Source organism: Vallitalea pronyensis (genome assembly GCF_018141445.1).
GTDB lineage: Bacteria > Bacillota > Clostridia > Lachnospirales > Vallitaleaceae > Vallitalea > Vallitalea pronyensis.
Genome location: NZ_CP058649.1, coordinates 3,718,733 through 3,735,438, shown reverse-complemented (window position 1 = coordinate 3,735,438; position 16,706 = coordinate 3,718,733). Strand labels below are relative to the sequence as shown.

General features: G+C 37.2%; 13 protein-coding genes. 12 read left to right on the top strand and 1 reads right to left on the bottom strand.

The genetic code is table 11. The features are described from left to right. The first annotated feature begins 34 nt into the window (after positions 1-34). On the top strand, positions 35-2,479 hold the full coding sequence (locus tag HZI73_RS15780) for a glycoside hydrolase family 38 N-terminal domain-containing protein (protein WP_212694342.1): 2,445 nt from the start codon (positions 35-37) through the stop codon (positions 2,477-2,479). A gap of 89 nt (positions 2,480-2,568) precedes the next feature. Continuing rightward, a complete protein-coding gene (locus HZI73_RS15775; protein WP_330619541.1) occupies positions 2,569-2,979 on the top strand; it encodes an acyl-CoA thioesterase in 411 nt (136 codons plus the stop codon). A 50-nt stretch (positions 2,980-3,029) separates the two neighbouring features. On the opposite strand, the gene HZI73_RS15770 is transcribed toward HZI73_RS15775, so the two are convergent. Beyond that, complete coding sequence (locus tag HZI73_RS15770; protein ID WP_212694341.1) at positions 3,030-4,751, bottom strand: hypothetical protein; 1,722 nt, start codon at positions 4,749-4,751, stop codon at positions 3,030-3,032. Between the two features lie 316 nt (positions 4,752-5,067). Between HZI73_RS15770 and HZI73_RS15765 the strand changes: the two genes are divergently transcribed. The 10 genes from HZI73_RS15765 (at position 5,068) to HZI73_RS15720 (ending at position 16,685) form a co-directional block, all read left to right on the top strand. Continuing rightward, the gene (locus tag HZI73_RS15765; protein WP_212694340.1) at positions 5,068-5,214 is read left to right on the top strand and encodes a hypothetical protein; all 147 of its coding nucleotides are present in this window, start codon (positions 5,068-5,070) and stop codon (positions 5,212-5,214) included. Between the two features lie 607 nt (positions 5,215-5,821). After that, a complete protein-coding gene (locus HZI73_RS15760; RefSeq protein ID WP_212694339.1) occupies positions 5,822-6,727 on the top strand; it encodes a D-2-hydroxyacid dehydrogenase in 906 nt (301 codons plus the stop codon). Between the two features lie 15 nt (positions 6,728-6,742). Continuing rightward, positions 6,743-7,987 (top strand): DUF1015 domain-containing protein, encoded by a 1,245-nt coding sequence (locus HZI73_RS15755; RefSeq protein ID WP_212694338.1) that lies wholly within the window; start codon positions 6,743-6,745, stop codon positions 7,985-7,987. A gap of 349 nt (positions 7,988-8,336) precedes the next feature. Then, positions 8,337-8,702: a CGGC domain-containing protein gene (locus HZI73_RS15750; protein ID WP_330619540.1), complete on the top strand. Its 366-nt coding sequence runs from the start codon at positions 8,337-8,339 to the stop codon at positions 8,700-8,702. A 313-nt stretch (positions 8,703-9,015) separates the two neighbouring features. Continuing rightward, positions 9,016-10,356, top strand: a complete 1,341-nt coding sequence (gene rpoN / locus HZI73_RS15745) for an RNA polymerase factor sigma-54 (RefSeq protein ID WP_212694337.1) — start codon at positions 9,016-9,018, stop codon at positions 10,354-10,356. Between the two features lie 291 nt (positions 10,357-10,647). Next, positions 10,648-11,388, top strand: coding sequence for a 3-oxoacyl-ACP reductase FabG (fabG, locus tag HZI73_RS15740; protein WP_212694336.1), 741 nt, complete (start codon positions 10,648-10,650; stop codon positions 11,386-11,388). Between the two features lie 88 nt (positions 11,389-11,476). Further along, the gene (locus HZI73_RS15735; protein WP_212694335.1) at positions 11,477-12,655 is read left to right on the top strand and encodes an acetyl-CoA C-acetyltransferase; all 1,179 of its coding nucleotides are present in this window, start codon (positions 11,477-11,479) and stop codon (positions 12,653-12,655) included. Between the two features lie 310 nt (positions 12,656-12,965). Further along, the gene (locus HZI73_RS15730) at positions 12,966-14,372 is read left to right on the top strand and encodes a sigma-54 interaction domain-containing protein (RefSeq protein ID WP_212694334.1); all 1,407 of its coding nucleotides are present in this window, start codon (positions 12,966-12,968) and stop codon (positions 14,370-14,372) included. A gap of 428 nt (positions 14,373-14,800) precedes the next feature. Continuing rightward, positions 14,801-15,676, top strand: coding sequence for a branched-chain amino acid ABC transporter permease (locus HZI73_RS15725; RefSeq protein ID WP_212694333.1), 876 nt, complete (start codon positions 14,801-14,803; stop codon positions 15,674-15,676). 4 nt (positions 15,677-15,680) lie between these two features. Continuing rightward, positions 15,681-16,685 carry a branched-chain amino acid ABC transporter permease gene (locus HZI73_RS15720; RefSeq protein WP_212694332.1) on the top strand — a complete coding sequence of 335 codons (1,005 nt, stop codon included), beginning with the start codon at positions 15,681-15,683 and terminating at the stop codon, positions 16,683-16,685. Positions 16,686-16,706: the final 21 nt, after the last annotated feature.

Here is a 16,706-nt window from a genome sequence, read left to right as displayed (position 1 = left end):
TGAATTAATAAAAAAAGAGAAGGAGAGCGTAAACATGCAAGGTCTAAATAAGAAGTGGGAAATATGTGTTGTTCAACATACACACACCGATATTGGTTATACGGAGAGGCAGGAAGTTATTGAAGCGTTTCAAGTTGATTTTATTAAGCAGGCCATTGAGATAAGCGAAGCGATACATGATGGCAGTAAAAAAGAATGGGAAGGTTTTAGATGGACATGCGAAACTTTCTGGGCAGTTGAAAAGTTTTTAGAAGAAGCTAGTGAATCCTTAAAAGAGCGATTTGTTCAAGCTGTAAAGCGAGGTCATATAGAAATTACTGGTAATTACTTGAACCTTAACGAAATCATTGATGGTGATGTGTTAAAAAATGTGTCAAAACGTGCAATAGACTATGCCAGGTCCATTGGTGTGCAAGTGGACTGTGCCATAACAGCTGATATTAATGGGTACAGCTGGGGTTACGGACAGTGTTTACATGATATAGGTGTCCACAACTTATTTTCATGTTTACATACCCATCATGGTTTATTTGTCGGTGGCTTAAAACAACGACCTTTTTACTGGGAAACACCAAACAAAGATAAAGTGCTTGTATGGATGGGTGACCATTATATGCTTGGCAATGAGTTAGGTATTGTGCCTGGTGCTCTAACAAAATACATGATACAAGACGAATTTGATTGTGCCAATCAAGAGGATAGATTTGATGTTGGAAAAGTAAGAGTCGAACGCTATCTGAAGAATTTAGAAAAAGAAAATTATCCTTATGATTTTGTGCCTGTTATGGTTTCTGGCTTGCCAACGGATAATGCACCACCCACACCACACATCATGGATCATATTTATAAGTGGAATGACATGTTTGGTGACAAAGTGACGATTACAATGGTGTCGTTGGATGAGTTTTTTAAGAAGTTAAGAAGTTGCAAGGAAGATATTCCTGTTTACAAAGGCGATTGGCCAGATTGGTGGGCGGATGGTATGGCTTCAACACCATTGCCTTTGAAAATGTTTAGAGAAGCTCAGCGGACACTAAAAGTGACCAAAATGATAGACAGTGATGGTACATTAGGGGATAAAGAGCTTGTGAAAAAAGCAGAAGATATGATGATGGTTTATGCAGAACATACTTGGGGATATTCCGCATCCCTTAGTGAACCATGGACAAAAATGGTCCATACAACAGACTATCGAAACATAGGGTATGCCAACAATGCCCATGAAGCTGCGTTTAGAAACTACGATAAAGTGTTAAGAAATAAAGGTGCAGCGTTACTCTATCAAGGAAGACCTCTAAAATATAAAGTCATTAATCCTTTTGAACACACGGTTAGTGAGTTTGTTAGGTTATATGTGGACTTTTGGGAAGTTGGACTTTTAGCCAATGGCTTAGAAGTCTTTGATGAAAATACAGGTGAGGTTTTTGCTCATCAGATGGACCACGTTGCTCGTGGGACAGAGATTGTGGTGGCTTTAACACTGGATAAAAAGGAAGAAAAGACAATACGTATAAGGCCATGTCAACAGAAGTCAGCCGTCACAGCCGAAAGCTTCCAAGATAAGGGTTCCGATTTGGTAAGTGATGTTTACTACAAAGATAGAAGCGATGATAAAATCATTGTTTCGGAACATGGTATTGAAACACCCTTGTACAACATTTCCTTAGAAGAAAAAGAAGGTATTGTATCTTGGTTCGATAAAAAGAATAATGTACAGTTATTAAGAAACGATAGAACGTACAATGCTTTTACACCTATTTATGAAATTACCGAAGCAGAGAATAATTCAGGAGCGCAATACGGTGTTAGAAGAAATATGGGAAGGAATCGAAAAGGCATCACAGTGGACCGCTATGTTGGACAGTTTGATGGTATTAAATCATCGGTTGTTGGGGAGCTGTTTGCAAAAGTAGAGTTAGGTTATACCATAAAAGGTACCAGCTACTTCTCCTTGTTTTTAATCCTTTATAAAAATCAAGCAAGGGTAGATGTTGCCGTTCGGTTTAATAAAGATAATGTTTGGTCTCCAGAAAATATGTATGTAGCCTTACCTTTTGGTATTAACAACAATGAAAACAGCACATTGTGGGTTGAGAAAACAAGCGCTATATTTAGACCGCGCATGGATCAATTACCAGGTACCAATACGGATTTCTATTGTATTCAAGAAGGTTTGGGACTAACCCACAACACGTTAGGTATAGCCATTGGTACACCGGATACACCGTTAATTCAATTAGGATCATTAAAACATAAACCTGTAAGACTTCATGATGAACATGATCCAATAGAGGATGGTCAACATATATACTCATGGATGATGAATAATTATTGGGAAACGAACTTTAAAGCTACATTAGGTGAATTCTATGAATTTGATTATAAAATCGCTTGGGGAGAAGAGTACAATACAAGTGATAAATTGATTGACAAATGCCATGCAATGAATGCAGGTTTTGTAACTTTTAGAGTGGACTGACAAATAGAGAAAGTTTTTGTTTTAATATACACTTTTATGGTATAATTGATAATTGAAACAGAAGAATTGTAATAGGAGGTGTTTCAATTTTGGTTAATGAAACAACGATAAAAGTAAGGTATGTTGAAACAGATCAGATGGGAATTGTTCATCATTCTAATTATTATACGTGGTTTGAGATTGGAAGATGCGATTTTTTGCGTGAATCTGGGATAACGTATCGTGCCATTGAACAAGAAGGTATTATGCTTCCTTTAGTGGACAGTTATTGCAAATACATAGAAGGTGCTAAATATGATGACCTCTTAACCGTAATAACGCGCATTGAAGAGATGAATGGTGCTAAAATAGTGTTTAACTATGAATTGGTACGGCATGAGGATAATAAGATCATTGCAAAAGGTAAAACCACTCATGCTTTTGTTAATGAGGATTTTAATATCATCAATGTAAAAAAGGCTAATCCTAAAGTATGGGAAACCTTGCAATCACACATATAATCATCTATAAGGGGGGACTGGCTCATGAAAGGAGTCAGTCCCTTTCTTTGCTATTCAAAAAGATCTTCAAATTCTACAATAGGCTTCTCAGATGATTTTGGGAGCTTGAATGATTTATGTATATCAGATGATTTACGTGGCTCTTTTGATGTTAATGGTTCTTGTGATGCTGAAGATGTTGGTAGGTGTGATTTTATTGATTCTTGTGATGCTAATGGTGCTGATAGTGATGATTTTAATGGTTGTTGAGGTGTTGATGATGTTGGTAGTGTAGCATTTAGTGAATCTTGAGATACGGATGATGTTGGTGACACGGTTGGTTTTAATTCTTGTGGTTCGGATAGCTTAGATGACACTGGTGATTTGAGAGATTCTTTCAATGATGTTCCTGGTAACTCAGGTGCAACGATGGCTACATCCTCTTGAGGAGAATGTATAAAATCTTGGGAAGCGGACAAGGGTTGGGATAGCGTTTTCTCTTTGACAACAGGTGTTTCATGTCGCGTTACTCTTGTGATACGTTCTTGGTGTTCGATACTTTTTCGACGTAATTTCTTCTTTAATTTTTTTATTTCTTTTTCTGATACAGCATACTTGTTTTTCCACATTTTAGCTTGTGTCTGCAATTCTTTTGCCATTTTTGCTAAATTATCATATTGATTGCTAATGTTCTGCTGAACTTCCTTATGGGTTTCAATTTCTTGTTCTAATATTTTTAACTTACCGTTATCTTTAGAAGAAAAATTATTTATGAGAGATTTCATCTCTAAATTATGATAATTGTTGAGTAGGATATTATCCGTATCCACTTGACTCAGTACAGCGAGGATAGGGTGACCGTTAATATAACCATAGAATTTATGGCCCATTAGGTTCTGATTGGTATAACCATAAAAGTAATAATAAGTAGCTTCTGGACTCTGAGCGGAACACGGACGGGATTGATTAAACGTTTCCCCATTATTGGATGAGAGTGAATGCATCAACTGGTTATTTTCTTTCCAGTTTACCCATATAATATGGTTATAGATAAAGATAATGGGTGATAAAATGCTATTACTATCCGTAATGGCAATGGGTTTTCTAACGTCACTGGACTTTTGTGTATAGTAAATGATATTCTTGCCTTTATCCCGTTCCACATACGTGATATGGACTATATGATCTTGGATGCACATGGCATAGTCCATAAAAGGATTGATGGATTTTGCGATGGTTTCATAATCATCCCAAGTGGATGTATTCACGTTATATGGATAAAGATTAATCTCATATTCTCCTTCTTGACTTAAGGTTTGGCATAGGAGATACAGGGTATTATCCACAATAAGGCATTCATAGTGGGTTGATAAACTTGGTATGGAAAAGAGGGATTGAGGTTCTGTTTGTTCATGATCTAAAAAGGTGTGCAAAATTAAGTCACTTGTTTTTTCAAAAGGATTATAGGCACAATAGAATAAATAATTTTTCTGATGATATAGATATTTTAAATTGGTTATTTGATAGGTATTATTGTGGTCTTCAAGTAAGGTCATGCTTTCAAACTTATTATTTTTTTCAAAGAGATGCACTAAGCTGTTGGTAGAACTTTTGTAGATTAAATGAAGATGACTTGTATCATCAAGAATGGCAGCGTAATCATGGTTAAGGCTTTTTGCAATAACCACAGCTCTTTGATTATATTTGACAGGGTACATACGATAGTAGATACTTTCGCCTGTCTTATCGATAAGTAAGTTTGTTGTACTGTTTTTCGATAGTAGATATGGCATACACATTTCCCCTTTACTGATAGTTTTATGTCTTATTTTAATAAATGGTATAGGATTAAAGTGGCATCCTTGTCAGAACTTGAACTTATTATAATATTATTCGCATCGGCTAGGATTCATGCTATAAAATACGGATTAAGCTGATACGGTAAGATTATTTAATGAATGATGGTTATAATACCTAGAAGGTAAGTCTATTTAGAGCTATAAATAGCTAACAAGTTAGTCAAATATGAAGAATAACCCTACTTCCTGTAACACTACATATACATGATACATAAAATATATTGAAATAAATTTTTAAGGAGGAAATGAAGTGTCTGATTGCAAAATATGTTTCCACAAAGGTGATGGCAAAATGATGCGTAGAGCAGGTACTTGTGCCGTGTGTGATCCATTAAAACATGTAGACCCTGCCGACGATGCGTGTGTATGCCCACCATTAGGCGATCCTAATGGATGAATGGACACAATTATCTGAACACTGAAATGGGTATTGAAAATACCTGCATTATCCTGTAAAATTGTCATGAGCGTTTCAATTTACATTGCTACCATGATAAAGGAGAATATGAAAGCCATACCGTTGCCATGATGCCGCCCTTAGAGGTAAGAAAATGGATTAAAAATGTTAAGTTATTTTTATTAATAATGGAGAAAATCTTATGAAATATATTATTTTCTTTATTATATGAATTATAACGGATAATTGGTTGTAGTCTGGTATAGATATGATATCCTTAAATTGAAGAAACCCTAAAAAAGTGTTTTTTCTTTTTTTCACTTGGTCCATAATGAATGACTTTGGACAAGTACTTGTATAATCCATGTTATTTCATGTTACATATGAAAGAATTAGACGACATTCTAAACATAAAGGATGCTCCTAGAAATAAATGGGTTATCATAGGATTATAAGGATGGATGATCATTAGTCAGACATGAAAAAACACTTACCAAAATGATATACTTTAGTTTTTAAGTAATTTTATGAATTAGGAGCCCACGTAAGTGTACATCCTAATAGCATGAAATTTCTTTATTAAATATATTTTATGGGAGGTCACATTATGGCAAAAATCTTAGTAGCTGATGGTATGGATAAGAAGGCAGCTGAAGCACTTCGAGACATGGGGCATGAACTGGTTGAAGAGCATCTCGACGTACCTGAATTAAAGGAAAAGCTTGGTACATTCGATGCGATCATTGTGCGTTCAGCAACCAAAATAAGAGAAGAAGTGATTGATGCAGTTGAAGGTAGTCAATTAAAACTTATGATTCGTGCAGGCGTAGGATTAGATAATATTGATGTAGCTTACGCCAGAGAAAGAGGTATCGCTGTTGAGAACACACCCAATGCCAGTAGTGCCTCTGTAGCAGAATTAGCTATTGGTCATATGTTTTCACTCGCTAGATTCCTTTATATATCCAATGTAACCATGCGAGAAGGTAAATGGAATAAAAAGGCCTATAAGGGCAGTGAACTAGCTGGAAAGACTTTGGGACTTATTGGTTTTGGCCGTATTGCTAAAGAGACAGCGAAGAGAGCCCATGCTCTAGGTATGAAAGTCATGTATACCAATCGATCAGGAGCAAAAGAAGGTTATGCAGACTATGCTTATGTGGATATGGATACGCTGTTAGCCCATTCGGACTTTATATCCTTGCACATACCTTTTGCAAAAGAAGTTGGTGCAGTTATTGATACAGAAGCATTTAAGAAGATGAAAGACGGTGTCTTTATTGTAAACTGTGCTCGTGGTGGGGTTGTTGATGAAGACGCATTGGTAGAGGCTCTTGATACTTCAAAAGTCGCTGGTGCTGCCATTGATGTATTTGCAGAAGAACCAACGAAAAATGAACGCTTATACACCCATGAAAAAGTATCTGTGACACCTCACATCGGCGGATCAACAAAAGAAGCTCAAGCAAGAATTGGATTAGAAATCATAGAAATTATTAAACGTTATTATTAAGAAGGAGGTTTATGCATGGCAGTTGTTAGACCTTTTAGGGGGATTAGGCCTCATACAGAGTTGGTTGATCGTGTAGCATCTCTTCCATATGATGTGATGAACCGTGAAGAAGCGAAAGATATGGCAAAAGGTAACCCATACTCCTTTCTTCATGTTGTTCGTTCTGAAATTGATATGGAGGATGAACAGAACCCTTATGACCAAGCTGTATATGAAATGGCAAGAAGAAATTTGGATAAGATGATTGAAGAAAATATTCTGGTGCAAGATGAACAACCAAAATATTATATTTATCGACAAATGATGTTTGGCCGTGTTCAAACAGGTATTGTAGGTTGTACATCCATTGATGATTATATCCATGATGTTATCAAAAAACATGAATTTACCCGACCAGCAAAAGAAGTGGACCGTATTCATAATTTTGATTATTGTGATGCCAATACAGCACCTATTTTTTTAACGTACCGACGTAATGAAACCTTGAACACCATTATACGTGATCATATTAAATTCAATAAGCCTCTATACCAGTTCACCAGTGAAGATGATATTATGCATGTTGTATGGGATATCTGTGATGAGGCTGTCATTAATAGGATTCACCAGATATTTGAAGGTATTGATTATCTTTATATTGCAGACGGACACCATCGCTCTGCATCAGCTGTTAAAGTTGGCTTAAAGCGCCGTGAAAACACTGATTATACAGGTGAAGAAGAATTTAATTATTTCTTATCGGTTATTTTCCCTGATGAAGATCTGTTTATTATGGACTACAACAGGGTTGTTAAAGACCTGAATGGCAACAGTACAGAAGAATTCTTAGATAAAATTAAAGAGAATTTTACCATTGAGCTCTATGAAGAAGGTTCTTACCGGCCAAGTAAAAAGCAAACCTATGGCATGTATTTAGAGGGACATTGGTATAAGTTAACAGCTAAAGAGCACATTACCCACAAAGACAATATAGTAGAGCGATTAGATGTTGCCTTACTGCAAGATAATCTATTAGGTCCCATTCTAGGGATAGAAGACCCAAGAACGGATAAACGTATTGATTTTGTCGGTGGTATTCGGGGCTTAGAAGAACTGGAAAGACGTGTGCAGCATGACATGAAGGTAGCTTTTGCCATGTACCCAACAACCATTGACGATTTAATGGACGTTGCTGATACAGGAGAAGTCATGCCCCCAAAATCAACATGGTTTGAACCCAAACTGCGAAGCGGGCTTTTTGTACATCGACTAAGTGATTAAAGGGTAAGGTAAGCTGTCTTATCAATAAATGGTTTCGATGATTTATTGGTAAGACAGCTGACACCCTATACATTCTAAACATATTTATTTCAACATCCTATCAGGATAGAACACCAAAAATGGATTAAGCATCACCATATATGTGGTGATTAAGAAGGTATACCACCTTGAGCAGAGCGTGATACCTTTTTTGTATTTAACAAACGTTGAGCCTTTTAAGCAGTTGATGTATCTTTTTTTCTATTTCTATTCCAAGGAATCAAAGGAAAACCCTTCAACCGTGCATCTTTAATAAAGATGTTACCGGAGATGGTTACCGGGGATAGATAGAAAATCATAATGATGTTACATGACAAAAATAATGAGAGAAAGAGGTATCATGATGAAGGTAGGATTAATTAGATGCATGCAAACAGAAGATATGTGTCCAGCAACAACGTGTTTCAAAGTTATGTTCGCGAAAAAGTTAGCATTTGAAGGTATTACGGAAGATATTGAAATCATTGGTGTGAATACCTGTGGTGGATGTCCTGGTAAAAAAGCTGTCACAAGAGCGGCTGAGATGGTAAAACGTGGTGCAGATACCATTGTTATGGCATCTTGTATCACAAAAGGCAACCCAATCGGTTTTCCATGTCCTCACGCAGAACAAATGAAGCATGCGATCAGGAAGAAAGTTGGAGAATCTGTTACAATAATCGATTATACGCACTAGCTATTTGATTAACTGAGTAACTTGTGTACCAGTTAAGTCAAATAAGCATCATAGGTATCATTCAGAATGACCCAAATGCCTCTCTAAGTATAAAATTAGTCCATGATATGTATGCAATTTAGACTGAATTATTTTAAGCCATGTGTGTTGACAGATATCATCCTATCATGTAAAATGATGTTGAATTATTATATATGTATGAAAAAACGAATATAATGCCTATTTTTTTATATATATTGAACAATACTCTTCATGATGACGGATAATCAATGATAGGAAAACATCAAACAGACACACAGAGGAGGTTGATTGTATGCACATGGGTTATGAACTACAGCAAAACCAGAAACTGACTCAGAAATTATCCCATAAAATGGTACAGGCAATTAACGTCCTTCAGATGACTACCGAGGCATTGGATCATTACATGATGGAAGCTTATGTAAATAATCCTGTATTAGACATACAGCATAAAGATCATTTACCGGATTGGGACAGATATAGTCTACATAATAAAACAAAAGCTTATATAAAAGATGACAACAACTGGGATGACAAAAAAGATGATAGAAAAATAGCCAGTGTAAAGGCTCATACAGCTGTTGAGGATTTATTGATTCAATGGCATGCTAAAGAGCTCCATAAAGATATGGAGTATATTGGTGAAAGGCTAATCGCTCATATTAACAACAAAGGCTATTTGGATATTGAGCCTGATGAATTCAGCGAGCAGTATCAGGTATCCGTGAATAAACTTAAGGAAACTATAGAAAAAGTTCAGGAATTAGAACCTGCTGGTATAGGAAGTTTCAATCTATCTCAACGTTTACTGATTCAATTGCGCCGTCATCATTGGAGTACGCCTATCCTTGAAAAGCTTGTTGTGGATTATCTGGATGAACTTGGTCATAAGAAATGGCACCTGGTATGTAAAAAACTTGGCATAACCATGGAACAACTAAAAGCATGTATGACCATCATTCAAAAGCTAAATCCAATCATCCATGTTGAAGATAACCCCGTAGAGACTTTATACATTAAACCCCAAGTAAAAATTGTTACAATCCATGGACAGCTAAAGGTAGAATATATTGAAGATCATACTTTAACGCTTTTTATACCCTCGTATTATCAAGGACTTTTAACAGATTCTCAGATTGATGATGCCACAAAAACTTACCTCAAACACCATATGGATAATGCAGCATGGTTGTTTCGAAATATTGAAGAACGCAAACAAAACATTATAAAAATTGCTTCATGTATTCTAGAGAAGCAAATGGATTTCATCAAATATGGTGAAGTGTATATGCGGCGTATGACTCAAAAAGAGGTGGCAGATGCTCTTGACTTATCCATATCCACAGTTAGCCGCATTGTCAATGGCAAGTATATGGAGACACCAAGAGGTATGTATGAAATGAAGTATTTTTTTTCCAGTGGTATTGAAGGCAACCAAGACGAGCTCTCTGCAATCGCTGTTAAGAGCAAAATAAGTGAACTGATTGAAGAAGAAGATAAAAGACGTCCTTTGAGTGATGAGAAGATAAAATCATGTTTAAAGAAATGGGATATTCATATCTCTAGACGTACAGTTGCCAAGTACCGTATGAGTCTTGGTTTATTAAATGCTTCAAATAGGAAAGAATTATAGAACGACCATGAGACATACGATAAAGTAAAACGTCCTATCATAAGCTAGTGTACAGAAAATGGACAGTGAAAATCAAGTGACTGAAATATGGACATCATTTTTGCTGTTTTTTAATGCAAAAAAATGGTCACATATCCCAGAACATAAGCATGACATCATGTTTTATATGAACATATACAGGTAAGTTAAGCATAATCCTATATATGGCACAGTAATTGCACTATAGTATGTATGAATAAAGAAGCCTTTTTTATGAGGTTATCATTTTTTATGATAAAGGAGGAAGATGTTGTGAGGTTGAAAGACAAAGTAGCTATTATTACAGGTGCAGGAAGAGGTATTGGAGCAGAGACAGCTAAGCGATTTTCAGAAGAAGGAGCTAAGGTGATTGTTGCGTCATTATTTGACCATGAAGTTGAAGAAACCGTTAATGCCATTAAAGCTATGGGCCATGATGCATTAGGTATTGCTGTTGATGTGACCAATGCTGATGATGTGGAAGGGATGATAGCCAAGACTATTGAGGCTTATGGTAAGGTGGATATCCTTGTTAATAATGCTGGTATTACTGCAGATAATACCCTTGTACGTATGACAGAAGATGAATTTGATCGGGTCATCAATGTGAATCTTAAAGGGGTTTATAACTGTGGGCAAGCAGCAGCTAAGGTCATGGTAGAACAAGGAAATGGTGTGATCCTGAATGCTACTTCTGTTGTTGGTCTCTATGGCAACTATGGACAGACCAATTATGCTGCAACCAAGTGGGGCGTTATTGGCATGACAAAAACATGGGCAAAAGAGTTAGGTAAAAAGGGTATTCGTGTCAACGCTGTTGCACCAGGGTTTATTTTAACGCCTATGACAGAGAAGATGCCTGAAAAGGTGTTGAATATGATGAAAGATAAAGCGCCAGTCAAACGTTTGGGATTACCTGAAGACATTGCTAATGCCTATTTATACTTAGCTTCTGATGAAGCCAGCTTTGTAACGGGTTCTGTGCTTGAAATTACTGGTGGGTTGGTCATGTAGATAGAATTTATACAATAAATGTGTAGGTTTTCTTTGGGATAATGAAGATTCTAAATAATAGATATAAGAAAAGAAAGGATGAGAGCGTATGCGTGACGTGGTCATTGTTGGTGCAGTACGAACACCAATCGGTAGTTTTAATGGCAGCTTGGCGAAGTTATCAGCTATTGATTTAGGTGTTGTAGCAGCCAAAGCAGCTATAGAAAGAGCAGGCATTAAGCCGGATGTGATTGATGAAGTACTTATCGGTAATATATTATCTGCTGGACTAGGACAAAATCCAGCAAGACAAGTTGCAATTGGAGCAGGGATACCAACAACAACGCCTGCTATCACCATTAATAAATTATGTGGCTCAGGTCTTCGTACAGTTAGTATGGCAGCTCAGTTTATCATGTTAGGGGATGCTGATGTGGTTTTAGCTGGTGGTGTAGAAAGTATGAGCAACGCACCCTACCTTCTGCCAAAAGCAAGATGGGGCTATCGCATGGGGAATGGTCAGTTAGTGGATTCTATGATATGCGATGGGTTAACGGATGTTTTCAATGATTACCATATGGGTATAACAGCGGAAAACATTGCAAAACAGTGGCACATCACAAGGGAAGAGCAGGATACTTTTGCTGTCAATAGTCAACAGAAAGCAGAAAATGCTCAGAATACAAAAAGATTTCAAGATGAAATCGTACCTGTAGCAGTACCCCAGCGAAAAGGCGATCCCATCATTGTCACCCAAGATGAGTACCCTAAACATGGTATGACTGTGGAAAAACTTCAAAAACTTCGACCAGCATTTAAAAAAGAGGGATCAGTCACTGCTGGTAATGCATCAGGTATTAATGATGGAGCGGCTATGCTCATTGTCATGGCCAAAGAGAAAGCAGAAGAGTTGGGACTTACACCCCTTGTAACCATTAAAGGCTATGCTTCAGCTGCCTTAGACCCAAGTATCATGGGATATGGCCCCGTACCTGCCACGAAGAAAGCCCTTGAAAAAGCAGGTATGACCGTTGAGGACTTAGATCTCATTGAAGCAAATGAAGCTTTTGCAGCCCAATCCATTGCCGTGGTAAGAGATCTCGCTTTAGATCCAGAAAAAGTAAATGTTAATGGTGGCGCTATTGCATTAGGGCATCCCATAGGTGCATCAGGAGCTAGAATTCTTGTGACACTAATATATGAGATGATAAAGAGGGAAAGTAAGACGGGTTTAGCAACCCTTTGTATTGGTGGTGGACAGGGTACTTCAATTATCGTACAACGCTAAGAATATCTATTTATAATCATAATACCCTTTTATGGAAGGGGCTGACTCATATAAGCTAGTAACGTTCATATTGTAGGAAAGATAGGCGTATTTTAGTGATAACCCATCTACCTGTAAAGTGACGAATATGCGTCAGCCCCTGTGCCATATGCACATGCATGTTAAAGGATATCCCATATTTTGAATCATAGAATGTAGGTGTTTTCTAAGTATTTTTATGACTTTTATAGTATAATAAACATAAGGTTAGCATGATGCTGTATGCAATAACTAACCGATGACTTCAAAATAGGGTGTAGAGGAGAAAGATATGAAAGCATCAGAGCATCATTTACATAAAACAGATTCTTTTATCACGGATTATTTAGTAGCCACATTGGAGAAGCTATTTGATCCAATCCCAGTACCTATTATATTGGTGGATGATCAAGCACGTATTAAAATGATTAATAGTGTGTTTGCTTCCTATCTTGGGTATGAAAAGGAACAACTCATTGGCAAACATGTAGCTGATGTGGACAAGAATACCAGGTTTCCCTATGTGCTTAAGTCCAAAAAGTCTGAAATTGCTTGGAAGCACCGTTTTGAAAATGGGCACACAGCCATTGTGCATCGTATACCTGTGGTTGAAGACGGTGACGTTAAATTTGGTTTTGGCATGGTGCTTTTTCAAGATTTAGAAGAATTTAAGGATATTATCAAAGAAAATAAATTGTTAGAAACAGAACTCATTCATATTAAGAAGCAATTGAAAAAGCTATATGGAGCAACTTATTCTTGGGAAACCATTATAGGGGACAGTGAAAAAATGATTCAAGTCAAATACATGGGTAGAAAAGTAGCCCAGACCCATTCCAACGTATTGCTTCTAGGAGAAAGCGGTACAGGAAAAGAATTATTTGCCCATGCTATTCACAATGATAGTCGAAGAACCCACCATCCTTTTGTTAAAGTTAACTGTGCGGCCATTCCATCCAATCTATTAGAATCGGAGCTATTTGGTTATGCTGAAGGGGCTTTTACAGGTGCTAGAAAAGGTGGGAAAATAGGTAAGTTTGAATTAGCCAATGGGGGCAGTATCTTCCTTGATGAAATTGGTGATATGCATATGGATATGCAGGTAAAGCTACTTCGTGTACTCCAAGAAAGGGAGTTTGAAAAAGTAGGCGATAACAAGCCTATTACGATTGATATTCGGGTGATTGCTGCAACCAACAAAAATCTAAGAGAACTGGTCAATGAAGGAACGTTCCGTGAAGATCTTTATTACCGTTTGAATGTAATGACCATTGAACTTCCACCCCTTCGTGAACGCCGTGGAGATATCAAAGACTTGGCAAGATTACTTGTCAATAAGCTATCCAATCAATTAGGTAAATATGTCACCACCATATCCCAAGAAACCATGCAATACCTAAAAAATTATGATTGGCCAGGTAATGTTCGAGAATTAGAAAACATCCTTGAACGGGCCATTAACTTGACAGAAGGCGATACCATATTACCCATGCATCTGCCTTCTTATATAACCAGTCAAAAAGTGAGACATGTAAGTGATGGGCCCATTCAAGCCCTTAATGAAATCATTGAAGAAGCTGAGCGGGTGGCTATATCCAGATGTCTAACATACACCAATGGCAACAAGCTAAAAACAGCTAAATTACTTCATATAAGCCGTTCAAGTCTCTATGATAAAATAGAAAAATATGATTTATAGGAATAGTTTTAGTTAGGTTGCTGTATTTTTTAGTGTAATGGCATGATTATTGTATGAAAATAAGACAGGTGTTCGAAAGCCATACATGTATCTGTCGGTATTGCATACAAAAATGGAATAGAGTTGATGTCTGAAGTGTGCATTGTGCATACTTCTTTTTTATTCTTAAAAACAATAGGATTGAGAGAATGACCATTAAAAGGACCCTTAAAATGTAAGGCTATCTTCACATGATGCGTTTCATTCAATGATTGCATTAACTGGCACGATAATTGCACATTTAATGAAGTGCATGATAAAAACAACATAAGATTACATAAAGGCGTTAGGGGGATTGCAGAGTTAAGAAGAAACATCAATAGAACGTACCAAGAAATTTAACAATAGAGAAGTTGAACCATAACAGCTCTAAGAAGGAGGATTAAACGATGCATGTGTTTTTTCAGAATGTCATTGCGGGTCTCGAAACCGGTAGTTTATATGCATTAGCTGCCTTAGGTCTTGTTCTTATTTTCCGCACGACTGATGTGATTAATTTCGCTCAAGGTGAGATGGCCATGTTTAGTAGTTTTATAGGGCTTAAGCTCTTTACTGCTCTTGGGATACCTTATCCATTAGCATTTATGGGGACGATTATATTTGCTATCTGTTTTGGCTATTTGGTGGAAAGGGTATTTATACGACCTGCCCATAAAGCTAATGTTGTCAGTAAAATGATTGTAACATTAGGTCTTGTTATGATTATAAGCGGTCTTGCTACAGCATTGTTCGGCATTGACTCTCACTACTTAAGAAAAGCCATTACCCTTGATAATTTTAATGTGGGTGGTGTAATTATTCAACCTAATGCGTTATTCATTATATTAATTACCATAGCTGTTATGTCATTCCTATTTTATCTCATTCGAAAAACGTTGTTTGGTATTGCTATACGTGCCACAGCACAGAATGAAACAACGGCTAAATTAATGGGCATACCTGTGGGTAAAATTACGGCATCTTCTTGGATCATTGCCACAGTATTAGGTGCCATAGCTGGACTATTAATTGCACCAACAACCAACGTATCCACTACCATGATGGGTGAAGTGCATCTTAAGTCATTTATTGCAGCTGTTATCGGTGGCTTTGGAACTTTTTATGGGCCTGTTATTGGTGGGGTTCTGATTGGCATTCTGGATAATCTTGTTGGGTTTTATATATCTTTAAAGTGGAAAACAGTGATTGTATATGCTTTGCTTATTATCGCATTAATCTTCAAACCAACAGGTCTATTTGGCAAGAATCATAGGAAGAAGGTGTAATGTCATGGGACTTCTAAAAAAGAAACAGGTTCAATACATACTTATTGGGTTAGTGTTAGCACTACTGCCCTTTATCTTCGGTTTTAAACGAGCTACGGTGACCATGTTGGATACAGTGGTTATCTACGCTATTGCGGCGTTAGGCTTTAATATATTGTTAGGTTACAGTGGACAGATTTCCTTAGGTCATGCTGCTTTCATGGGTATAGGCGCTTATTTATCGGCTTTCATTACCATGGAACTTCAGCTGCCATTTTTGCTTGCAATTCTCTTATCGGGCGTTGTACCCATGTTGATTGGCTTGCTTTTAGGTCTTGTAGCTTTACGACTAGAGGGGCATTACCTTGCCATTGCTACCTTGGGCTTAGGTGTTACCATCCAACATATTTTTAAGGAGTGGACGGGGTTTACAGGTGGTTTCTCAGGTGCAAAAGCACCATACGCCAGTATCTTTGGTTATGCATTCAAGAGTCGAGAGTCTTTCTTTGTGCTGGCTATTGCTGTTTTGGTGCTTCTGTCAATTTTTGCCTATCATTTCTTAACATCCAAAGCAGGTAGAGCCTTAGTTGCAATGCGTAACAGTGAACATGCTGCTAAAGCTATGGGGGTAAGCTTGTTCAAATACAAGCTCATTGCTTTCGCTGTGAGTGCTTTCTATGCAGGGGTTGCAGGCTCACTGTATATGCATCTGATTCGTTATTCAGACCCTAATACTTGGGGAATTGAATTATCCCTTAACTTATTAGGTATGGTGGTAATCGGTGGGTTAGCGACCATAGGAGGAAGCATTCTTGGAGCAGCCTTTATTGTGATTATTCCAGAATTATTAAAAGAAATACCTGTCTTAGGTGAGATTAGGAGTTTATCGACGATCTTAACGGGCGTTGCCCTTATTTTAGTGATTCGTTTTATGCCCTATGGCTTAGTTCGGGTAGGTAAACAAATCCAGTCAAAACGACAAGATAGAAAAAACAAATCATCCTTAAAACAGCAGATCAGTAAGCCATGAGGCAGACGCCTCGGTAATGGA

What these genes read in the sequence shown, in the direction of transcription:
- HZI73_RS15780 (WP_212694342.1), top strand. Translation starts at nt 35, where the DNA reads ATGCAAGGTCTAAATAAGAAGTGGGAAATATGTGTTGTTCAACATACA.
- HZI73_RS15770 (WP_212694341.1), bottom strand. Translation starts at nt 4,751, where the DNA reads ATGCCATATCTACTATCGAAAAACAGTACAACAAACTTACTTATCGAT.
- HZI73_RS15760 (WP_212694339.1), top strand. Translation starts at nt 5,822, where the DNA reads ATGGCAAAAATCTTAGTAGCTGATGGTATGGATAAGAAGGCAGCTGAA.
- HZI73_RS15755 (WP_212694338.1), top strand. Translation starts at nt 6,743, where the DNA reads ATGGCAGTTGTTAGACCTTTTAGGGGGATTAGGCCTCATACAGAGTTG.
- HZI73_RS15750 (WP_330619540.1), top strand. Translation starts at nt 8,337, where the DNA reads ATGACAAAAATAATGAGAGAAAGAGGTATCATGATGAAGGTAGGATTA.
- rpoN (WP_212694337.1), top strand. Translation starts at nt 9,016, where the DNA reads ATGCACATGGGTTATGAACTACAGCAAAACCAGAAACTGACTCAGAAA.
- HZI73_RS15735 (WP_212694335.1), top strand. Translation starts at nt 11,477, where the DNA reads ATGCGTGACGTGGTCATTGTTGGTGCAGTACGAACACCAATCGGTAGT.
- HZI73_RS15730 (WP_212694334.1), top strand. Translation starts at nt 12,966, where the DNA reads ATGAAAGCATCAGAGCATCATTTACATAAAACAGATTCTTTTATCACG.
- HZI73_RS15725 (WP_212694333.1), top strand. Translation starts at nt 14,801, where the DNA reads ATGCATGTGTTTTTTCAGAATGTCATTGCGGGTCTCGAAACCGGTAGT.
- HZI73_RS15720 (WP_212694332.1), top strand. Translation starts at nt 15,681, where the DNA reads ATGGGACTTCTAAAAAAGAAACAGGTTCAATACATACTTATTGGGTTA.